Below are 17,625 nucleotides of genomic sequence, written 5' to 3'. Positions count from 1 at the left end.
CAGCGGCATCGCACCAAAGAGTACCAGCAGCTCATGGACCATTAGCGACTTAGGCATGCGATCTAACGTGGAGCTACCCGGCGACCCGCAGGGGCGTCCGCGTTGGGCGGCAGGTTAAGTTGCGGGGTGAACACCTTTTTGTGCCAGTACATGATTGGCGCGGCAAACCACGCCTCATTGGCAGTGTTTCTAAACTGCGCCAGCTGTTTCATTGGGATGTTGTAGCGCCAGAAAAGTGCAAGCAAGTCGCGCAATGATTCCTCGGAAATTCGGCGCGATTTCACGACAAGTGTGTCTTGCTCCCAGCGAACAAAGCATGCGATCTCCGCTGCCCATTGAAATAGATGCTTCTCGTCAAGTTGTGACCCAAAGCGAACACCTGAACAGTCGAGAAAAACCATGAAGCAATTTAACGTGACTTAAAAGTCAAACTCGCTGTGTATCACGGGTTCGAAGCGAGGTTTGATTGAGCATCTGGCATCTCATACCGTTGATTTATATCGTGTTTTCCGACTTGACCGTTGGTCAATTTTTCGCCGCGGCTGTGATCCACAGCAAGCCTGCCAATTCTGAGCCCGGGCGCCCCACTCAGACAGCCGGTTGCGACCAGTACTCATAGACCCACGCCGATGCAAAGCCGATGCGCCGGTACAGCGCCACGGCCCGCGTATTGCCGGCCTCCACCTGAAGAAACATCCGCGCCAGCCCGCGCTGGCGGGCTTCTTGCCGCAGGGCCGCCAGAATGGCGCTGGCCAGGCCCAGGCCCCGGTGCGCGGGCAGCGTGCGCATGCCGTGCACGCTGGCCCAGCCCCGGCTGAAGCTGCCCATGCCCACGGCCACCGTCTGGCCCTGGGCTTGCACGCCCGCAAACACCGCATGGCGCGCGCGCGCCAGAATGCCCACGCGGCAGGCGCCGTCCACCGGGTCAAACCCTTCACCAAGAAACACCGCATTCCAGGCGGCCGAAGGCACCTGGGCCAGGCTCACCGGCGCGGCGGGCGGGGGCAAGGCCAGCGCCTCCACCCGGCCCGTCATCACGCGCGTGGGCTGCTTCATGGCGTAGCCGCGTGCCCGAAGCGCCGCGCGCAAGTCATCAAAGGCCGGCAGCACCGGCAGCCGGAAAGCCGCACGCAGGCCCTGTTCTGCATAGCGTGCCTCGATCAGGTCCAGCACCGCAAGGTCGGGCGCCTCGTGCCGCAAGGGCACGGCGCTGCGCGCGCGGTTGACGGTGCCGCTGTCCAGCCCCAGCGTCCAGCCGTCGATGGTCTGCAGATGCTCGGGCGGGACCGCATCACGCGTGGCGTGTTCGATGGCTTCGATATCCGGTGCCGACAGCGCAGGCAGCACCGCGTCGCCGCTCATGCGCCCAGCAGCCCGGCGTAGCGCGTCAGGTCCACATTGCCCCCGCTCACGATCACGCCCACCCGTTGCCCCTGCAGGCTCAGCCCCGCGTGGAAGGCCGCGGCCAGGCTCAGGCACCCGGTGGGCTCCACCACCAGCTTCATGCGCTGCGCATAGAAGCGCATGGCCTCGACCAGCTGCGCATCGGTCACGGTCACGATGTCGTCCACCAGACGGCGGATCACCCCAAAGGTGTACTGCCCCAGATGCTGGGTCTGCGCGCCGTCGGCCAGGGTCCGGGGGGTGTCGATGTGCACGATGGTGCCGCTGCGAAACGACTGCTGGCCATCGTTGCCGGCTTCGGGTTCCACGCCAATCACCTTGCAGCGAGGTGACAGGGCCCGCGCGGCCAGTGCGCAGCCACTGAGCAAGCCACCGCCGCCCAGGCAGACCAGCAGGGTGTCGAGTTCGCCCACCTCTTCGATCAGCTCCTTGGCCGCCGTGCCCTGGCCGGCAATCACGTCGGGGTGGTCGTAGGGCGGGATGATGGTCATGCCGCGCTCGGCCGCCAGATGCGCGGTCAGGGCTTCGCGGTCCTGGGTGTAACGGTCAAACAGGATGACCTCGCCACCGTCGCCCAGGTAGCCGCGCGTGGCGTCCACCTTGGCCTGGGGCGCATCCAGCGGCATCAGGATGGCGGCCGGTATTCCCAGCAGGCGCGACGACAGCGCCACCGCCTGCGCATGGTTGCCCGACGAGAAGGCAATGACGCCGGCGCGCTTCTGTGGGTCAGTGAAGCGCGACAGCGCATTGAACGCACCGCGGAACTTGAACGCCCCCATGCGCTGCAGGTTCTCGCACTTGAAGAAAAGCTGCGCGCCCAGCAGCCGGTCGGCCGTGGTGCTGCGCAGCACAGGGGTGCGGTGGGCGTGGCCCTGGATGCGCGCGGCGGCGGCCTGCACATCGGCGTAGGTGGGGGTGTCCATCAAGGTGGCCACGACGACCCGGGGTCAGACGCAGGTCACCGTCACCAGCGCCGTGTGGCCCGCGACCACGGTGCCCGGGCTGTTGGCCACGCTGCAGGTCTGCCCCGTGGGCTGGGCGGCCACCACCACAAAGTAGCTGGTGCCGGCCGCCTGCGTGCCGGCAAAGACAAACGAGCCATTGGCCGACAGCGGCAACAGCACGGTGCCATTGCTCAGCGTGACCGTGGCGCCCGAGGCCAGGCCCGTGAGCGTGCCCCCGACCGACGCGGTGGTGGTACAGGTGACGGCCACATTGGTCACCGAGGTGCCCACGCTGTTGACCGTGCCGCTGCCATTGGTCACGGCGCACGACTGGCCGCTGGGCTGGGTCAACACCGTCACGTTGTAGTCGGCGTTGTTTGACAGGTAGATCGGGAAGGTGAACGTGCCGTTGGCCTTGAGCGTGAGGTTGTCGGCCTTGTTGTTCTGCAGGGTCACCGTGAGGTTCTGGCCCAGCCCGCTCAGCGTGCCGCCGATGCTCGCGCCGCCACCGCCGCAGCCGGTCAGTGACAGGCTCAGCAGGCCGGCGGCCAGCAGCCCAAGGGATTTGACGCGGGGCATGGTAGTTTCCTTACTGTGAAATGGGGCGCGAGAACAACGGGGGGCGCGAGAGGTTCAACGCCCCAGAAAGTATGGCATGGCCGAGAGCGCGCCGCCCGCCAGCACCACGAAACGGTCATGCGCCCTGGGGTTGCGCCGCGCGCTCCAGATAGCTCTGGAACACGCCCACATGGACCAGCGCCGCATCGCTGGAGCCCGGCCACAGGTCTTCGCTGCGAAAGCGCACGTCATAGGTGGGTTCGTCCTGCGCGTTTACCGAATGGGCATGCGCGTCGGGAAAAGGATAGGCCGGCGACTCGCCCACCACCACGCCCGTCTTGCCGCGGATGTAGCCCGGCAGGCGCATATGCCCAGGCACGGCGTCCATCCGCACGCGCACCCGGTCGCCCACCGCAAAGCGCTCGCGCCCGGGCAGGTTGGCACGCCCCGGTGCGCTGGGTGACGCGAGCGGCACTGCACCCTGGGCTCGTTGCTCCAGCTCCTCGCGGGTGAGCACGCCTTTTTCAACGCACAGGGTCAGCAGCGAGGTGAGCGAGCGTTCGTAGTAGCTGGCCGCCAGGTAGTGCAGCGGCGTCATACGCTCGATGGCGTGGCGGTACTCGTCCATGTTGAACAGGCCCAGCCGCACGGCGCTCGCGTAAAGCGCGTTGGCGCGCACCTCCCAGGGCGCGTGGAAGGCCTTGGCGTCCACCGTGTAGTGCACCGGCCCAAAGCCCTGCTTGCCGCCCAGATCATGAATGCCGTCCATGCGTCCTCCGGTTACAGGCGGGCCACGCCAATCAGCGAGTCGCGCGTGACGAGGGCGGCCAGCTGCGCCTCGGGCCAGCCCAGCGTGTGGGCCGGCTGCTCGGGCAGCACCATGTAGCGCGTGTCGGCCGTGGTGTCCCACACGCGCAGCTCCACCTCGGGCGGCAGGTCCAGGCCCATTTCGCGCAGCACCGTGCGCGATTCGCGCACCACCCGCGAGCGGTAGGGCAAGTCCTTGTACCAGTCGGGCGGCAGGCCGATCAGCGTGAACGCCGTGCACGAGCACAGCGTGCAGCAGATCACGTTGTGCACCAGGGGCGCGTTCTCCAGCACCACCAGATGCCGGTGGTGCTTGGGCATGGACAGCCCCAGCTCGGCCACCGCGTCGCGGCCGTTGGCCAGCAACCGGGCCCGAAAGTCCGCATCCACCCAGGCCCGGGCCACCACGCGCGCGCCGTTTCGCGGCAGCCATTCTTCCAGCGCCAGATGGCTCAGCTCGTCCACCGAAGCGGAGATGTTCAAGCCCCGTTCATCGAGCGCGGACTGGATGGCGTCCAGGCGCCGCTGCACGGACGCGGTGGGCAGGGTCTCGGGAGCTGGGTGCGTCATGGGTTCAGGTCAGGTTGGGTCGCCAAGGGCCATTTTGTCCATGGCCACCGCATTGGTCAATTTGGAAGCTCTCGCTGCCCGCCGCGCACAATCCCCCCATGCGCGCCCTTCTCACCACCTTCTCATGGCAGGAACTGCGCCACCACCCGTGGCGCAACGCGGCGGCGGTGCTGGCGGTGATGCTGGGGGTGGCGCTGGCGTTTTCGGTTCACCTGATCAACGCGTCGGCGCTCAGCGAGTTTTCCAGCGCAGTGCGCTCGGTGAGCGGGCAGCCCGATCTGGAGCTGCGCGCGGTGCGCGGCAGCTTTGACGAAGCCATCTTTGCGCGCGTGGCCACCCAGCCCGGCGTGGCCCTGGCCAGCCCGGTGCTGGAAGCGCAGACGCTGATGCTCACGCCCCAGGGCCAGCGCAAGCCGCTGCGCGTGGTGGGCGTGGACGCGCTGGTGGTGGCCGGCGTGGCGCCGGCCCTGATGCCGGTGCCGGCCGCTGGCGCGGACCGGTTCGCGCTGTTTGCGCCGGGGGTGGTGTTTCTGAACCCGGCGGCGCAGGCTTTGTTGGCTGGGGCTTCGACAAGCTCAGCCCGAACGGATACGGGCTCCCCCCGAACGGATGCTGGCTCACCCCGAACGGACACCGGCCCAGCCCGAACGGATGCTGGCTCCCCCCGAACGGGCATGGGCTCAACTCGGGCGGAGTCGATTCAGCTGCAGGTCGGCCAGCAGCTGCGCACGGTGCATGTGGGCGGCACGGTGAGCGCCGGCGGGGCGCCACTGGCCGTGATGGACATTGGCGCGGCGCAAGACCTGCTGGGCCGTGGCGGCGAACTTACGCGCATCGACCTGCGGCTGCGCCCCGGCACCAGCCGGGCCGCGCTGCTGCAGGCCCTGGAGCTGCCGGTCGACATCACGGCCAGCGCGCCGGGTGACGCGGCGCAGCGGGTCAGCAACCTGTCGCGGGCCTACCGCGTCAACCTCACGGTGCTGGCGCTGGTGGCGCTGTTCACCGGGGCGTTTCTGGTGTTCTCGGTGCTGTCGCTGAGCGTGGCGCGGCGTGCGCAGCAGTTCGCGCTGCTGGGCGTGCTGGGGCTCACGGCGCGCCAGCGGCTGCGCCTGGTGCTGGTGGAGTCGGGCCTGCTGGGCCTGCTGGGCAGTGCGGCCGGCATCGCGCTCGGCTCGGGGTTGGCGGCGCTGGCCCTGCGCCTGCTCGGCGGCGACCTGGGCGGCGGCTACTTTGCCGGCGCAACGCCCGCGCTGCAATGGGACGGTGCCGCGGCCGCCATCTATGGCGCGCTGGGCGTGCTCGCCGCGCTGGTGGGCGGCTGGTGGCCCGCGCGCGCCGCGGCGCAACTGCCGCTGGCGCAGACCCTCAAGGGCCTGGGCATGTCGGCACCGCTCGCGCGCAGCGGCTGGCTCAGCGTGGCGCTGCTCGCGGCAGGGGGGCTGATGGCCCTGCTGCCGCCCGTGGCCGGTTTGCCGCTGGCGGCCTACCTGTCGGTGGGCCTGCTGCTGGTGGGCGGCATCACCGCGCTGCCGGGTGCCGTGGCGCTGCTGTATGACCGGCTGGCCCCGCGGGTGGCACACCGGCTGCTGCCGCTGCTGGCGGTGGAGCGGGCACGCCGCGTGCGCCAGAGCGCGGCCGTGGCCGTGAGCGGCGTGGTGGCGGCGCTGAGCCTGGCCGTGGCCCTCACGGTGATGGTGGCCAGCTTTCGCCACAGCATGGTGCAGTGGCTCGACACCATGCTGCCGGCCGAGCTGTATGTGCGCAGCAGCAGCGCGCCGGGCACCACCGACACGGTCTACCTCGACCCGGCGCTGGTGCAGGGCGTGGCGCGGCTGCCCGGCGTGGCGCGCCTGGGCACGCTGCGCATCGTGCCGCTGCAGCTGGACCCGGCCCGCCCGAGCGTGGCGCTGATCGCGCGCGCGCTGGGCCGCGCGCTGGAGGCCCTGCCGCTGGTGGGCGAGCCGCTGCCCGTGCCGGCCGGGCAAATCGGCATTTATGTGAGCGAAGCCATGGTCGATGTGTATGGCGCGCGGCCGGGGCAGGCTTTTTCCCCGCTTTCAGAGGCTTTTGGGCCTGTAGTCCAGACGGGGCGGCCACAGTCAGCTACATTTTTTGTAGCAGGCGTGTGGCGCGACTATGCCCGCCAGGGCGGCTCCATCGTGATGGCGCAGGCCGATTTCGAGCGGCTCACGGGCGACACGCGCAGCAACGACCTGGCCCTGTGGCTGCAGCCGGGCGCCGATGCGGCCCAGGTGCAGGCCCAGGTGCGCCAGCTGGCGCGCGAGGCCAGCGGCGGCGACGGGCTGCTGGAGTTCTCGTCGGCCGCGCAGATCCGCGCCACCTCGCTGCGCATCTTTGACCGCAGCTTTGCCGTGACCTACTGGCTGCAGGCCGTGGCCATTGCCATCGGCCTGTTCGGCGTGGCCGCCAACTTCAGCGCCCAGGTGCTGGCGCGGCGCAAGGAGTTTGGCCTGCTGGCCCACCTGGGCCTGACGCGCCGGCAGATTCTGGCCGTGGTGGCCGGCGAAGGCGCGGCGTGGACGCTGATCGGCTCGCTGGCCGGGCTGGTGCTGGGCCTGGCGGTGAGCGTGGTGCTGGTGCATGTGGTCAACCCACAGAGCTTTCACTGGACCATGGAGCTGGCCCTGCCCTGGTTGCGGCTGCTGGCGCTGTGCGCCGCCGTGGTGGTGGCGGGCACCGTTACCGCCTGGCTCGCGGGGCGCGCCGCTGCCGGCAAGGATGCGGTGCTGGCCGTCAAGGAAGACTGGTAGCCCTGCGACAATGCCGCGATGCCCACCACCCCTGCCCTTCGCGCCTGGGCGCACGACGCCATTGCCCGCATCGAGGCCGACTTCCAGCGCAGCGCCGACACGCACCTGATCCCCTTGCCGCTGCCGTCGTTCGGCGCGCACGGCATCGACCTGTACCTGAAAGACGAATCGACCCACCCCACGGGCAGCCTCAAGCACCGGCTGGCGCGCTCGCTGTTCCTGTACGCGCTGTGCAACGGCTGGGTGCATGAGGGCTCGACCATCGTGGAGTCGTCCAGCGGCTCAACGGCTGTGAGCGAGGCCTACTTTGCACGGCTGCTGGGCCTGCCCTTCATTGCCGTGATGCCGCGCAGCACCTCGCCCGAGAAGATCGCGCAGATCGAGTTTTACGGCGGCCGCTGCCACCTGGTGGACAGCGCCGCGCAGGTGTATGAACAGGCGCGCGCGCTGGCGAGCCAGAGCGGCGGCCATTACATGGACCAGTTCACCTACGCCGAGCGCGCGACCGACTGGCGCGGCAACAACAACATTGCCGAGAGCATGTTCAGCCAGATGGCGCGCGAGCGCCACCCTGTACCGCGCTGGATCGTGGTGGGCGCGGGCACGGGCGGCACCAGCGCCACCATCGGGCGCTTTGTGCGCTACCAGCGCCACGCCACGCAGCTGTGCGTGGCCGAGCCGCAGGGCTCGGTGTTCAGCGCCTACCATGCCAGTGGCGACGCCACGCTGACCGGCCCCGGCTCGCGCATCGAGGGCATTGGCCGGCCGCGGGTGGAACCCAGCTTCATCCGCGAGTTGGTGGACCGCATGATCGACGTGCCCGATGCCGAGTCGATTGCCGCCATGCGTGCGCTGTCGGCCCTGCTGGGGCGGCGCGTGGGGCCGTCCACCGGCACCAACCTGGTGGGCATGCTGACGCTGGCCACGCAGATGCGCGACGCTGGCGAGAGCGGTTCCATCCTGTCGTTGTTGTGCGATTCGGGGGAGCGCTATCTGCCCACGTACCACAGTGGCGAATGGGTCGATCAGGCGTTTGGTGACTGCACTTCTGCGGCTCGTCGTGTCGCTGATTGGCTGGAATAGCCTTTTTATGCACGCCTCGCTTGCCTGCCTCTTTGCGCTCGCGCTTCGCGGCAGGGGCCGGGCGGCGGGGGCTCACACTGGGGCGGTGGGCGCTGTGCGCCCACTTCGCTGCGATGCTCACCGCAGGGTCGCACCGCAGAACTCGCTGCGTGCGCTTTGCGCACTCCGCTCAAACAGCTGCGGTGAGTCAGATGACGAAGCGGGCTGCGCCCGCCGACCCCGCGCCTGCGCTTCTCGCCGCCCCAGAGATCGCCTCCGCCGCCCGGCCCCTGCCGCGAAGCGAGGCGTTGGTGCGCCGACGATTGGAGCGCCAACCTTGTTTCAGCAAAGGCGTGTGCGCCCGGGCTGGGGTGCGCCTCTGGCGCGCCGAGTAGCGCAGGGCTGGCGGCCGCGCGCGCAGCGCGCTTCGTTAACTGACTCGTCGTGGTTGTTTGAGCGCAGCGCGCAAGGCGCGCGTAGCGAGTTCCACGACGGGCCGCCAGCCCGAGCAACGCAGGGGAGTCACCGCAACGCGGTGACCGCGCCAGTGAAGCATCCCAGCCCGGGCGCACACGCCTTTGCCGCGCGCACATGCCTCTGAATACCATGAACCGCTTGAACAACCTCCTGCGCCGCCACCTGCTTGCCGCCGGCCTGGGCGGCCTTGCGGGCCTGGGCGCGACAGAACCAGCCAACGCCCTGCCCAAGAAGAGGCTGCAGTTCCCGCGCGACCACGGCGCGCACCCCGGCTTTCGCACCGAGTGGTGGTACGTCACGGGCCATGCGAGTGACGGCCAGCGGGAGTTTGGGTTTCAGGTCACGTTTTTTCGCACCCGGGTCGAGGGCACGCAGGGCATGCAGTCGGCGTTTGCGGCCAGGCAGCTGCTGTTTGCGCATGCCGCCATCACCGACGTGCAGGGCCGCAAGCTCTGGCACGACCAGCGCATTGCGCGCCAGGGCTTTGACGTGGCGCAGGCCAGCGAAGCCGACACCGCGGTGCAACTGCGCGACTGGTCTTTGCGCCGCGGTGCCCAGGGCAAAGATGCTTACGAAGCGCGCGTGACGGCGGCCGACTTTGCGATGGACCTGCGCTTTGCGCCCACGCAGCCGGTGCTGCTGCAGGGCGACCAGGGCCTGTCGCGCAAGGGGCCCGAGGCCGCGCAGGCCAGCTACTACTACAGCCAGCCCCAACTGGCCACCACCGGCACGCTCACGCTGCGCGGCCAGCCGTTCAAGGTGCAGGGCAAGGCCTGGCTGGACCACGAGTGGAGCGAGTCGCTGCTGCACCCCGAGGCCGTGGGCTGGGACTGGATCGGCATGAACTACTTTGACGGCAGCGCCATCACCGCCTTCCGGCTGCGCCGCCAGGACGGCAGCACGCTGTGGGACGGCGGCTCGTTCCGCACCGCCAACGGCGGCACGCTGTACATCGCGAGCAAGGGCGAGAACGAGTTCAGCCCCCAGCGCTTCTGGAAAAGCCCGCTCTCGCAGGCCAGCTACCCGGTGGAGTGGATCGTGCGCACGCCGGCCGATTTCTACACCGTCAAGGCCGTCATCGACAACCAGGAACTGGACAGCCGCACCTCCACCGGCGCGATCTACTGGGAAGGCCTGAGCGACCTGCTGGACAGCAACGGCAGGAAGGTGGCTCGCGGCTACCTCGAGATGACGGGTTACGCCAAGCCGCTGCGGCTGTAGCGCTCCGGGCGCGCCATGCGGCTCCTCTAGAATGGCGCCCTTTGGCCCCTTGCCTCGTTGTCTTCGTCGCCGGCACACCCGCCCGGCCTGACTGTCCTGCCCCCTCCCCGATGTTCAAATCCTCCGCGTTCTTCCGCCTTGCTCCTGAATTTGTCTTGCCCGATCTGCCAGCGCTCGAAGAGGCGCTGCAGGCCACCCACTTCCTGCCCTGCGGGGCCACGCAGCCCGACTCGCATGGCTGGGTGCCACCACGCGGCAACAAGAGCACGGTACTGGCCGAGAGCGTGGGCGGCCAGCTGATCCTCAAGTTCTGCGTGGAGCGCCGGCCGGTGCCGGCCTCGGCCGTCAAGGCCGCGCTGGAGGAGCGCATCGAAAAATACAAGCAGGAAACCGGCAACGAGCGCGTGGGCGCCAGGCTCAAGAAGGAGTTCAAGGAAGAGATCGTCTTTGAACTGCTGCCGCGCGCCTTCACCAAGCGCAGCACCACGCTGCTGTGGCTGGACCCGGTCAACCGCCTGCTGGTGGTGGACAGCGGCAGCCTCACCGGCGCCGACAAGATCGTCACCTGCCTGATCGAGGCGCTGACCAGCGTGCCTGGCGCCGCGCCCACCGTGGGCCTGAAGCCCATCCAGACCCAGATGACGGCCAGCGCCAGCATGGCGCACTGGCTGTCCACGCGCGAGGCGCCGTGGCACTTCAGCATCGACCGCGACTGCGAGCTCAAGACGCCCGACGACCAGAAGTCCACCGTGCGCTACTCGCGCCACACGCTGGAGATCGACGAAGTGGCCCAGCACCTGGCCGCGGGCAAGCTGCCCACGCAGCTGGCGCTGACCTGGAACGAGCGCGTGTCATTCGTGCTGACCGACACGGCGCAGATCCGCAAGCTCAAGCTGCTCGATGTGGTGATGGACGGCGTGCAGGCCGGCGGCAAGGACGACGACGGCTTTGACACCGATGCCGCCATCCTGACCGGCGAGCTGTCTCAGCTGATTCCCGACCTGCTCGAGGCCCTGGGCGGCGAAGCCGGCACCGAGGCACCGGCCGCCTGACCCCGCCTCAGTGCGCGCCGGCCGCGGCGTCTGAACTGCCGGCCGCCGGCTGCGGATGCGACAGCCACACCAGCGGGATCAGCGCCAGGAACAGCAGCGCCGACATGTAGAAGATGTCGTTGGCCGCGAGCATGAACGACTGCTGGTCGATCAGGCGGTTGATCTGGGCCAGCGCCTGCGGGTGCGTGAGCCCCGAGGCCTCCAGGCCCCGCAGCGTGGCCACCGCCGTCTGGCTGCCGGCATTGATGGCCTCGGACAACTGGCTGTGGTGCACCGCGGCGCGGTTCTCCCAGAGCGTGGTGACGATGGAGGTGCCAAAGGCACCCGCCGTGATGCGCATGAAGTTGGACAGCCCCGATGCCGCCGGGATGCGCTCGGGCGGGATGCCCGACAGCGTGATGGTCACCAGCGGAATGAAGAAGAACGCCATGGCAATGCCCTGGATGATGGTGGGCACCATGATCGTGAACAGGTCGGCCTGGGTGCTGAAGCGCGAGCGCATGTACAGCACCAGCCCAAACACCAGGAACGAGAAAGTGACGTAGCGACGCGGGTCGATGCGCCCCACAGTCTTGCCCACCACGGGGGACAGCACAATGGCCAGCAAGCCCACAGGCGCCATCACCATGCCGGCCTGCGTGGCCGTGTAGCCCATGAACTGCTGCAGCCACAGCGGCAGCAGCACCACGTTGCCAAAGAACAGCCCGTAGCCAATGGCGGTGGCCAGCGAGCCGGCCCAGAAGTTGCGCCGCCTGAACAGCGACAGGTCCACCACGGGGTGCCGGTCGGTCAGCTCCCAGATCAGGAAGAAGCTGAAGCCCACGGCCGCCACCACACTCAGCGCCACCACCAGCGGCGAGTGGAACCAGTCGTTTTCCTTGCCGATGTCCAGCACGATCTGCATGGCGGCAATCCACAGCACCAGCAGCGCCAGGCCCACGGAGTCAATGGGCAGCTTGAGCGTCTTGCTCTCGCGCCTGAGGTACAGGCGGGCCACCAGCATCACCGTGGCAATGCCCACCGGGATGTTGATGAAGAAGATCCAGGGCCAGGAGATGTTGTCGGTGAGCCAGCCGCCCAGCAGCGGCCCCATGACGGGCGCGACCAGCGTGGTCATACCCCACATGGCCATGGCCGTGCCGGCCAGCGCCTTGGGGTAGCTGGACAGCAGCAGCGTTTGCGACAGCGGGATCAGCGGCCCGGCCACGAAGCCCTGCAACGCACGAAACACGATGAGCGTGGTCATGTTGGGCGCCAGACCGCAGGCCAGCGAGGCCAGCACAAACAGCATCAGGCTGCCCAGGAACAGCCGCACCTGGCCAAAGCGCTGCGACAGCCAGCCCGTGAGCGGCACCGCGATGGCATTGGCCACGGCAAAGCTGGTGATGACCCAGGTGCCCTGGTTGGGGCTGACGCTGAGGTCGCCCGCGATGGCGGGCAGCGACACGTTGGCGATCGACGTGTCGAGCACGATCATGAAGGTCGCGGCCGACAGGCCCAGCGTCCCCCAGCCGCGCGCTGCGCCCTGCAGCGGCGCGGGCGGCATGTATTGGTCGGCGTTGGCCATGGCCGTCCTTAGCGGGTCACTGTCCCGGCGGGCAGGCCGCCCGAGCCCAGCGGCGCCACCTGCGAGACGGCCACGGCGGCCCGCCGGGCCGCCACGCTGACCTGGCCGCGCCCGGCATTGGCCAGGATCACGCGGCGCACTTCGGCGTCGGCGCCGCGGTCCAGCGCGCTGTAGACCTGGGTCTGTGTGCTGGTGGCGGCGGCCGAGCCATCGGCCAGCATCTTGCCGTCGCGGTTGGACACGTCAATCTCGGCGTCCATCGACAGGCCCACGCGCAGCGGGCTGGCGGCGATCTGCTTGGGGTCCAGCGCAATGCGCACGGGCACGCGCTGCACCACCTTGATCCAGTTGCCCGTGGCGTTCTGGGCCGGCAGCAAGGCAAAGGCGGCGCCCGTGCCCACACCCAGGCCCACGACCGAGCCGTTGTACTCGACCTTCTTGCCGTACAGGTCGGCGGTGAGCTTCACGGGCTGGCCGATGCGGATGTTGCGCAGCTGGCTTTCCTTGAAGTTGGCATCCACCCAGACCTGCTGCAGCGGGATCACCGACATCAGCGGCGAGCCCGCGGCCACGCGCTGGCCCAGCTGCACGGTGCGCTTGGCCACGTAGCCGTCCACGGGCGCGGGCAGCGTGGCGCGCTGCAGGGCCAGGTAGGCCTCGCGCACGCGGGCGCCGGCCGCCAGCACGCTGGGGTGCTGGTCGACGCTGGTGCCTTCGGTCATGGCCTGGTTGCTGGCAAGCTGTTCCTTGGCGGCCACCACGCCGGCCTGGGCCGCGGCCAGCGCGCTCCTGGCATTGGCCAGCTGGGTCTGCGCATGGTTGAGTTCCTCGCGCGACACCGCGCCGTTGCCGGCCAGCGACTGGCGGCGGTTGAGGTCGTCGTTGGCGCGCGCGATCTCGCTCTGGGCCCGCGCCACATCGGTCTCGCGCAGCGTGATCTGGGCCTGCAAAGAGCCGTTGTTGGCGTACAGCGTGCGCACCTGGCGCACCGCTTGGGCCAGGTTGGCCTCGGCCTGGTCCAGCGCCACGCGGGCGTCGGCGGGGTCCAGCTTGACCAGCGGCTGACCGGCCTTCACGAAGTCGGTGTCGTCGGCCAGGATGGCCATGACGGTGCCACCGATCTGCGGCGTGATCTGGACCACGTCGCCCTGCACATAGGCGTTGTCGGTGGACTCATAGTGGCTGGCGACCAGCCATTCCCAGGTGCCCCAGCCCAGGCCGGCCACGACCACCACCGCGGCCAGCGCGGTGAGCGCTTTCTTGCGCGGGTTGGGAGCGTCGGCGGGGGAAGTGGCTTGTGTTTGCGGTGCGTTCATGGTGTTCTTTCGCAAGGGATTCGGGTGATGTCTGTTTATTTCGCGGCGACCACGGCGTCTGCCTGGTAGCCGCCGCCCAGGGCGCGCAGCAGGCCCACGCGGGTGTCCAGCGCGCGCGCGGCCAGATCCACGGCCAGGCGGCGCTGGTTGAGCACGCCGCTCTCGGCGGTGAGCACGTTCAGGTAGTTGCCCAGGCCGGCCTTGTAGCGCTGCACGGCGATGTCGTAGGCGCCTTCGGCCGCCTCCTGGGCGGCGCGCTGCTCGGTCTGCTGGCGCGTGATGGAACTGGCCGAGGCCAGCTGGTCGGCCACCTCATGCACGGCCTCGACCACGGCGCCGTTGTAGCTCTCGATGGCGGCGTCCAGGTCGGCGGTCTTGCCGCGCAGATTGGCGCGCAGGCGGCCGCCATCAAAAATCGGCAGGCGCAGCGCCGGGCCCACGCCCCACTGCTGGCTGCCGGCCTCGAGCAGGCGGCCCAGGCCAATGCTGCTGAAGCCCGCGAACGCCGTGAGGTTGATGTTGGGGTAGAACTGGGCGCGCGCGCTGCCCACGTCCTGGGTGGCGGCTTCGACGCGCCAGCGCGCGGCGCTGATGTCGGCCCGCCGGCCCAGCAGGTTGGCCGGGATCACGGCCGCGTTTGCTTCAATTTTGATAGCGCTCAATGGCCGCGGGCTCTGGACTACAGCCTGATTGGGCTGCCCAACCAGGGCGGCGAGGGCATTTTGCGCGAGCGTGGCCTGCTCGCGCAGGGCCTCGATCTGCTGGCGTGCCTCGGGCAGGCCGCCCTCGGCCTGGCGCAGTTCCAGCCGGGTGTCCAGGCCCGCGTTGACGCGGTCACGCACCAGGCCCAGGGTCTGTTCGCGCTGGTCCAGCGTGCGCTGCGCCACGGCCAGCTGGTCATTCAGGCGCGCCAGCTGGAACCAGGTGCGCGCCACGTTGCTGGCCAGCAGCACGCGCGCGGCCTGCGCATCGGCTTCAGCGGCCCTGGCCACGCCCAGTGCGGCGTCCAGCGCCGCGCGGTTCTTGCCGAAGAAGTCCAGCTCCCAGCTCGCGCTGAGCTGCGTGGTGCCGCTGTCACGGACGGAGCCGGCCAGCGGCGGCGGCACGGGGCCGTTTTCGGTGTAGCGCTGGTGGGTCAGGTCCACGCCCGCGCCCAGCTGCGGCCGCGTGGCGGCGTTGGCCACTTCGGTCACGGCCTGGGCCCGCGCGAGGCGGGCCTGCGCCAGTTTGAGGCTGGGGCTGTCCTGCAGCGCCTGGGCCACCAGCGCGTCCAGCTGGGGGTCGCCAAATTCGCGCCACCATTCGGCGCCCACGGCGGGCGCCGTGGCGCCCGATGCCAGCCCCACGGAGGCGGCGTCACGCAGTTGGGCCTGCGACTGGATGCCGGAGAAATTGGCGCAGGCCGTCAGGCCCAGCGCCAGCACCAGCGCACTGGCCTGAAAGACGCGCCGCGGCGCGTCGGAGAAAAAGGCGCGCTGCGGCGCGCCATGTGCAAAGGATGTTTTCATGATTTGGGCTCGGCAGGTGGCAGCGTGAGTGCGTTGTCCAGCACCCGGCGCAACAGGGATTTGAGGGTGTGCCATTCTTCCGTGGTGAAACCGGCAAGGCATTCGTTCTGCAACTGGCTGAGCACGGCGGGGATCACCTTGGCGGCGTCGGCGCCTTCGGGCGTGAGCTCCAGGTGGACCACGCGGCGGTCTTCCGACGAGCGTTCGCGGCGGCACAGGCCCTTGGCCTCCAGCCGGTCCAGCAGGCGCGTCATGGCGCCGGCGTCCATCTCGCAGACGCGGGCCAGCTCGGCGACGGTGTTGGCGGCGCCCGAGCTCAGCTTCATCAGCGGCATCCATTGCGCGTTGGTCAGCCCCGAGTCTTCCATGCGGCGGTCGATCTCCTGCGACAGGCTGCTCACGATGCGGCGCATCAGGTAGCCCACGCTCTCTTGCGCCTGGTAGCCCTTGGGTCGATAGAAGTCAGCCGGGGTGCGGGCTTCGGGGATGGACGGCTTCGAATCATTCATGGGCCTGAATATTAATTGCTCAGGCAATTATTGTCAAGGCTGTGTTTGTTGTGTCAATTTTTATTACACTTGAGGCCATGAGCAATATTTCCCCCGCGGCCGCCAAAGGCTCGCCCCGCTCCCTGAGCGGCCTGGTCCCCTTTCTGTCCCCCTACCGGCGGCGCATCGCGCTGGCCGGGCTGTTCCTGGTGCTGGCGGCCATGGCCACGCTGGTGTTCCCGCTGGCGCTGCGCGGGCTGATCGACGGCGGCCTCTCGGCAGCCGACAAGGGCACGCAGTTGCTGGCCATGCGCGAGCACTTTCTCGAGCTGTTTGGCGTGGCCGCCGCGCTGGGCCTGTTCAGCGCCTCGCGCTTTTACCTGGTGAGCTGGCTGGGCGAGCGCATCACAGCCGACCTGCGCAATGCGGTGTACGCCCACGTGCTGCGCCAGAGCCCCGAGTTTTTCGAGACCACGCAGACCGGCGAGGTGCTGTCGCGCCTGACCACCGACACCACCCTGGTCCAGACGGTGGTGGGCTCGTCGCTGAGCATCGGCCTGCGCAACACGGTGATGGGCATTGGCGCCCTGGGCATGCTGGTGTGGACCAACCCGTATGTGATGACGCAGGTGCTGGGCATCCTGGTGGTGATCGTGCTGCCCAGCGTGTGGTTTGGCCGGCGCGTGCGCAAGCTCTCGCGCGCCAGCCAGGACCGCGTGGCCGACTCCAGCGCGATCGCGGCCGAGGTGCTCAACGCCATTCCGGTGGTGCAAAGCTACACGGCCGAGGACCGCGAGGCCGCGCGCTTCGATGCCTCGACCACCAGCGCCTTCGACACCGCGGTGCGGCGCACGCGCGCGCGCTCGGTGCTGATCGCCTTCATCATCATCGCCACCAGCGCGGCGCTGCTGTGGGGCCTGTACCAGGGCACGCAGGCGGTGCTGGCCGGCAAGATTTCGGCCGGGCACCTGGGGCAGACCGTGGTCTACGTGATCATGCTGGCCGGCTCGGTGGGCGTGCTCAGCGAGGTCTATGGCGACCTGCTGCGGGCCGCCGGCGCCACCGAACGCCTGATGGAGCTGCTGGACAGCCGCTCACCGATCTTTTCACCGCCGAATCCGGCGGTAGTCCAGGCCCCGCGGGCAGGGAGCGCTATCAATTTTGAAGCGGTGACGTTCCATTACCCGTCGCGCCCGGCGCAGGCCGCGCTCAGCGACTTCAGCCTGGCGATCGCGCCCGGCGAGACGGTGGCGCTGGTCGGCCCCAGCGGCGCGGGCAAGAGCACGGTGTTCCAGCTGCTGCTGCGGTTTTACGACCCGGCCTCGGGCGCGATCACGCTCGATGGCGTGGCCACGCGCGAGCTGTCGCTGCATGACCTGCGCGAACGCATTGGCATCGTGCCGCAGGACGCGGTGATTTTTTCCACCAGCGCGCTGGAGAACATCCGCTACGGCCGCCCCGGCGCCAGCGACGACGAGGTGCGCGCCGCGGCCCATGCCGCGTTCGCCGACGGCTTCATCCGCGCGCTGCCCGAGGGCTATGACACCTTTCTGGGCGAGCGCGGCGTGCGCCTGTCGGGCGGGCAACGCCAGCGCGTGGCCATTGCACGGGCCATGCTCAAGAACCCGCCCCTGCTGCTGCTGGACGAGGCCACCAGCGCGCTCGACGCCGAGAGCGAGCGCATGGTGCAGGCGGCGCTGGAATCGGCCATGCGCGACCGCACGACGCTGGTGATTGCGCACCGGCTGGCCACCGTGCAGCAGGCCGACCGCATCGTGGTGCTTGACCACGGGCGCATCGTTGAACAGGGCACCCACACGGCGCTGATGGCCGCCAACGGTGTCTATGCGCGCCTGGCGGCGCTGCAGTTCATGGACTGA

The 17,625-nt window shown here is 69.2% G+C and carries 15 protein-coding genes; 5 read left to right on the top strand and 10 right to left on the bottom strand.

Annotated features, from left to right (window positions below):
* Positions 1 to 62: 62 nt before the first annotated feature.
* The 6 genes from KF796_09315 to KF796_09290 form a co-directional block, all read right to left on the bottom strand.
* A complete protein-coding gene (locus KF796_09315) occupies positions 63 to 401 on the bottom strand; it encodes a hypothetical protein (GenBank protein MBX3586834.1) in 339 nt (112 codons plus the stop codon).
* A gap of 187 nt (positions 402 to 588) precedes the next feature.
* Entirely contained in the window at positions 589 to 1,362 is a 774-nt protein-coding gene (locus KF796_09310; protein ID MBX3586833.1) for a GNAT family N-acetyltransferase, read from the bottom strand.
* Positions 1,359 to 2,327, bottom strand: coding sequence for a threo-3-hydroxy-L-aspartate ammonia-lyase (locus tag KF796_09305; protein ID MBX3586832.1), 969 nt, complete (start codon positions 2,325 to 2,327; stop codon positions 1,359 to 1,361). The genes KF796_09310 and KF796_09305 overlap by 4 nt, the downstream gene beginning before the upstream one ends.
* Before the next feature lie 24 nt (positions 2,328 to 2,351).
* A complete protein-coding gene (locus KF796_09300; protein ID MBX3586831.1) occupies positions 2,352 to 2,873 on the bottom strand; it encodes a hypothetical protein in 522 nt (173 codons plus the stop codon).
* Positions 2,874 to 3,042: 169 nt separating this feature from the next.
* Complete coding sequence (gene nthB, locus KF796_09295; protein ID MBX3586830.1) at positions 3,043 to 3,675, bottom strand: nitrile hydratase subunit beta; 633 nt, start codon at positions 3,673 to 3,675, stop codon at positions 3,043 to 3,045.
* An 11-nt stretch (positions 3,676 to 3,686) separates the two neighbouring features.
* Positions 3,687 to 4,283, bottom strand: coding sequence for a nitrile hydratase subunit alpha (locus KF796_09290; protein MBX3586829.1), 597 nt, complete (start codon positions 4,281 to 4,283; stop codon positions 3,687 to 3,689).
* Between the two features lie 98 nt (positions 4,284 to 4,381).
* Between KF796_09290 and KF796_09285 the strand changes: the two genes are divergently transcribed.
* The 4 genes from KF796_09285 (at position 4,382) to KF796_09270 (ending at position 10,866) form a co-directional block, all read left to right on the top strand.
* Positions 4,382 to 7,054, top strand: coding sequence for an FtsX-like permease family protein (locus KF796_09285; protein ID MBX3586828.1), 2,673 nt, complete (start codon positions 4,382 to 4,384; stop codon positions 7,052 to 7,054).
* Between the two features lie 18 nt (positions 7,055 to 7,072).
* A complete protein-coding gene (locus KF796_09280) occupies positions 7,073 to 8,137 on the top strand; it encodes a PLP-dependent cysteine synthase family protein (GenBank protein ID MBX3586827.1) in 1,065 nt (354 codons plus the stop codon).
* A 570-nt stretch (positions 8,138 to 8,707) separates the two neighbouring features.
* Complete coding sequence (locus KF796_09275) at positions 8,708 to 9,814, top strand: carotenoid 1,2-hydratase (GenBank protein ID MBX3586826.1); 1,107 nt, start codon at positions 8,708 to 8,710, stop codon at positions 9,812 to 9,814.
* A gap of 110 nt (positions 9,815 to 9,924) precedes the next feature.
* On the top strand, positions 9,925 to 10,866 hold the full coding sequence (locus tag KF796_09270) for a recombination-associated protein RdgC (GenBank protein ID MBX3586825.1): 942 nt from the start codon (positions 9,925 to 9,927) through the stop codon (positions 10,864 to 10,866).
* Between the two features lie 7 nt (positions 10,867 to 10,873).
* On the opposite strand, the gene KF796_09265 is transcribed toward KF796_09270, so the two are convergent.
* The 4 genes from KF796_09265 to KF796_09250 are packed head-to-tail and all read right to left on the bottom strand — an operon-like array spanning position 10,874 to position 15,766.
* Complete coding sequence (locus KF796_09265) at positions 10,874 to 12,412, bottom strand: DHA2 family efflux MFS transporter permease subunit (GenBank protein ID MBX3586824.1); 1,539 nt, start codon at positions 12,410 to 12,412, stop codon at positions 10,874 to 10,876.
* A gap of 29 nt (positions 12,413 to 12,441) precedes the next feature.
* Positions 12,442 to 13,749, bottom strand: a complete 1,308-nt coding sequence (locus tag KF796_09260; protein MBX3586823.1) for an efflux RND transporter periplasmic adaptor subunit — start codon at positions 13,747 to 13,749, stop codon at positions 12,442 to 12,444.
* A gap of 35 nt (positions 13,750 to 13,784) precedes the next feature.
* Entirely contained in the window at positions 13,785 to 15,257 is a 1,473-nt protein-coding gene (locus KF796_09255; protein ID MBX3586822.1) for an efflux transporter outer membrane subunit, read from the bottom strand.
* The gene (locus KF796_09250) at positions 15,254 to 15,766 is read right to left on the bottom strand and encodes a winged helix-turn-helix transcriptional regulator (GenBank protein MBX3586821.1); all 513 of its coding nucleotides are present in this window, start codon (positions 15,764 to 15,766) and stop codon (positions 15,254 to 15,256) included. Before KF796_09250 ends, KF796_09255 begins: the two co-directional genes overlap by 4 nt.
* Positions 15,767 to 15,843: 77 nt before the next feature.
* Between KF796_09250 and KF796_09245 the strand changes: the two genes are divergently transcribed.
* The gene (locus tag KF796_09245; GenBank protein MBX3586820.1) at positions 15,844 to 17,625 is read left to right on the top strand and encodes an ATP-binding cassette domain-containing protein; all 1,782 of its coding nucleotides are present in this window, start codon (positions 15,844 to 15,846) and stop codon (positions 17,623 to 17,625) included.

Origin of the sequence: Ramlibacter sp., from assembly GCA_019635435.1 — a bacterium.
In the GTDB taxonomy this organism is placed as follows: domain Bacteria; phylum Pseudomonadota; class Gammaproteobacteria; order Burkholderiales; family Burkholderiaceae_C; genus JAHBZM01.
The sequence above is the reverse complement of the archived record's forward strand: the minus strand, read 5'-3'. Positions and strand labels throughout refer to the sequence as shown.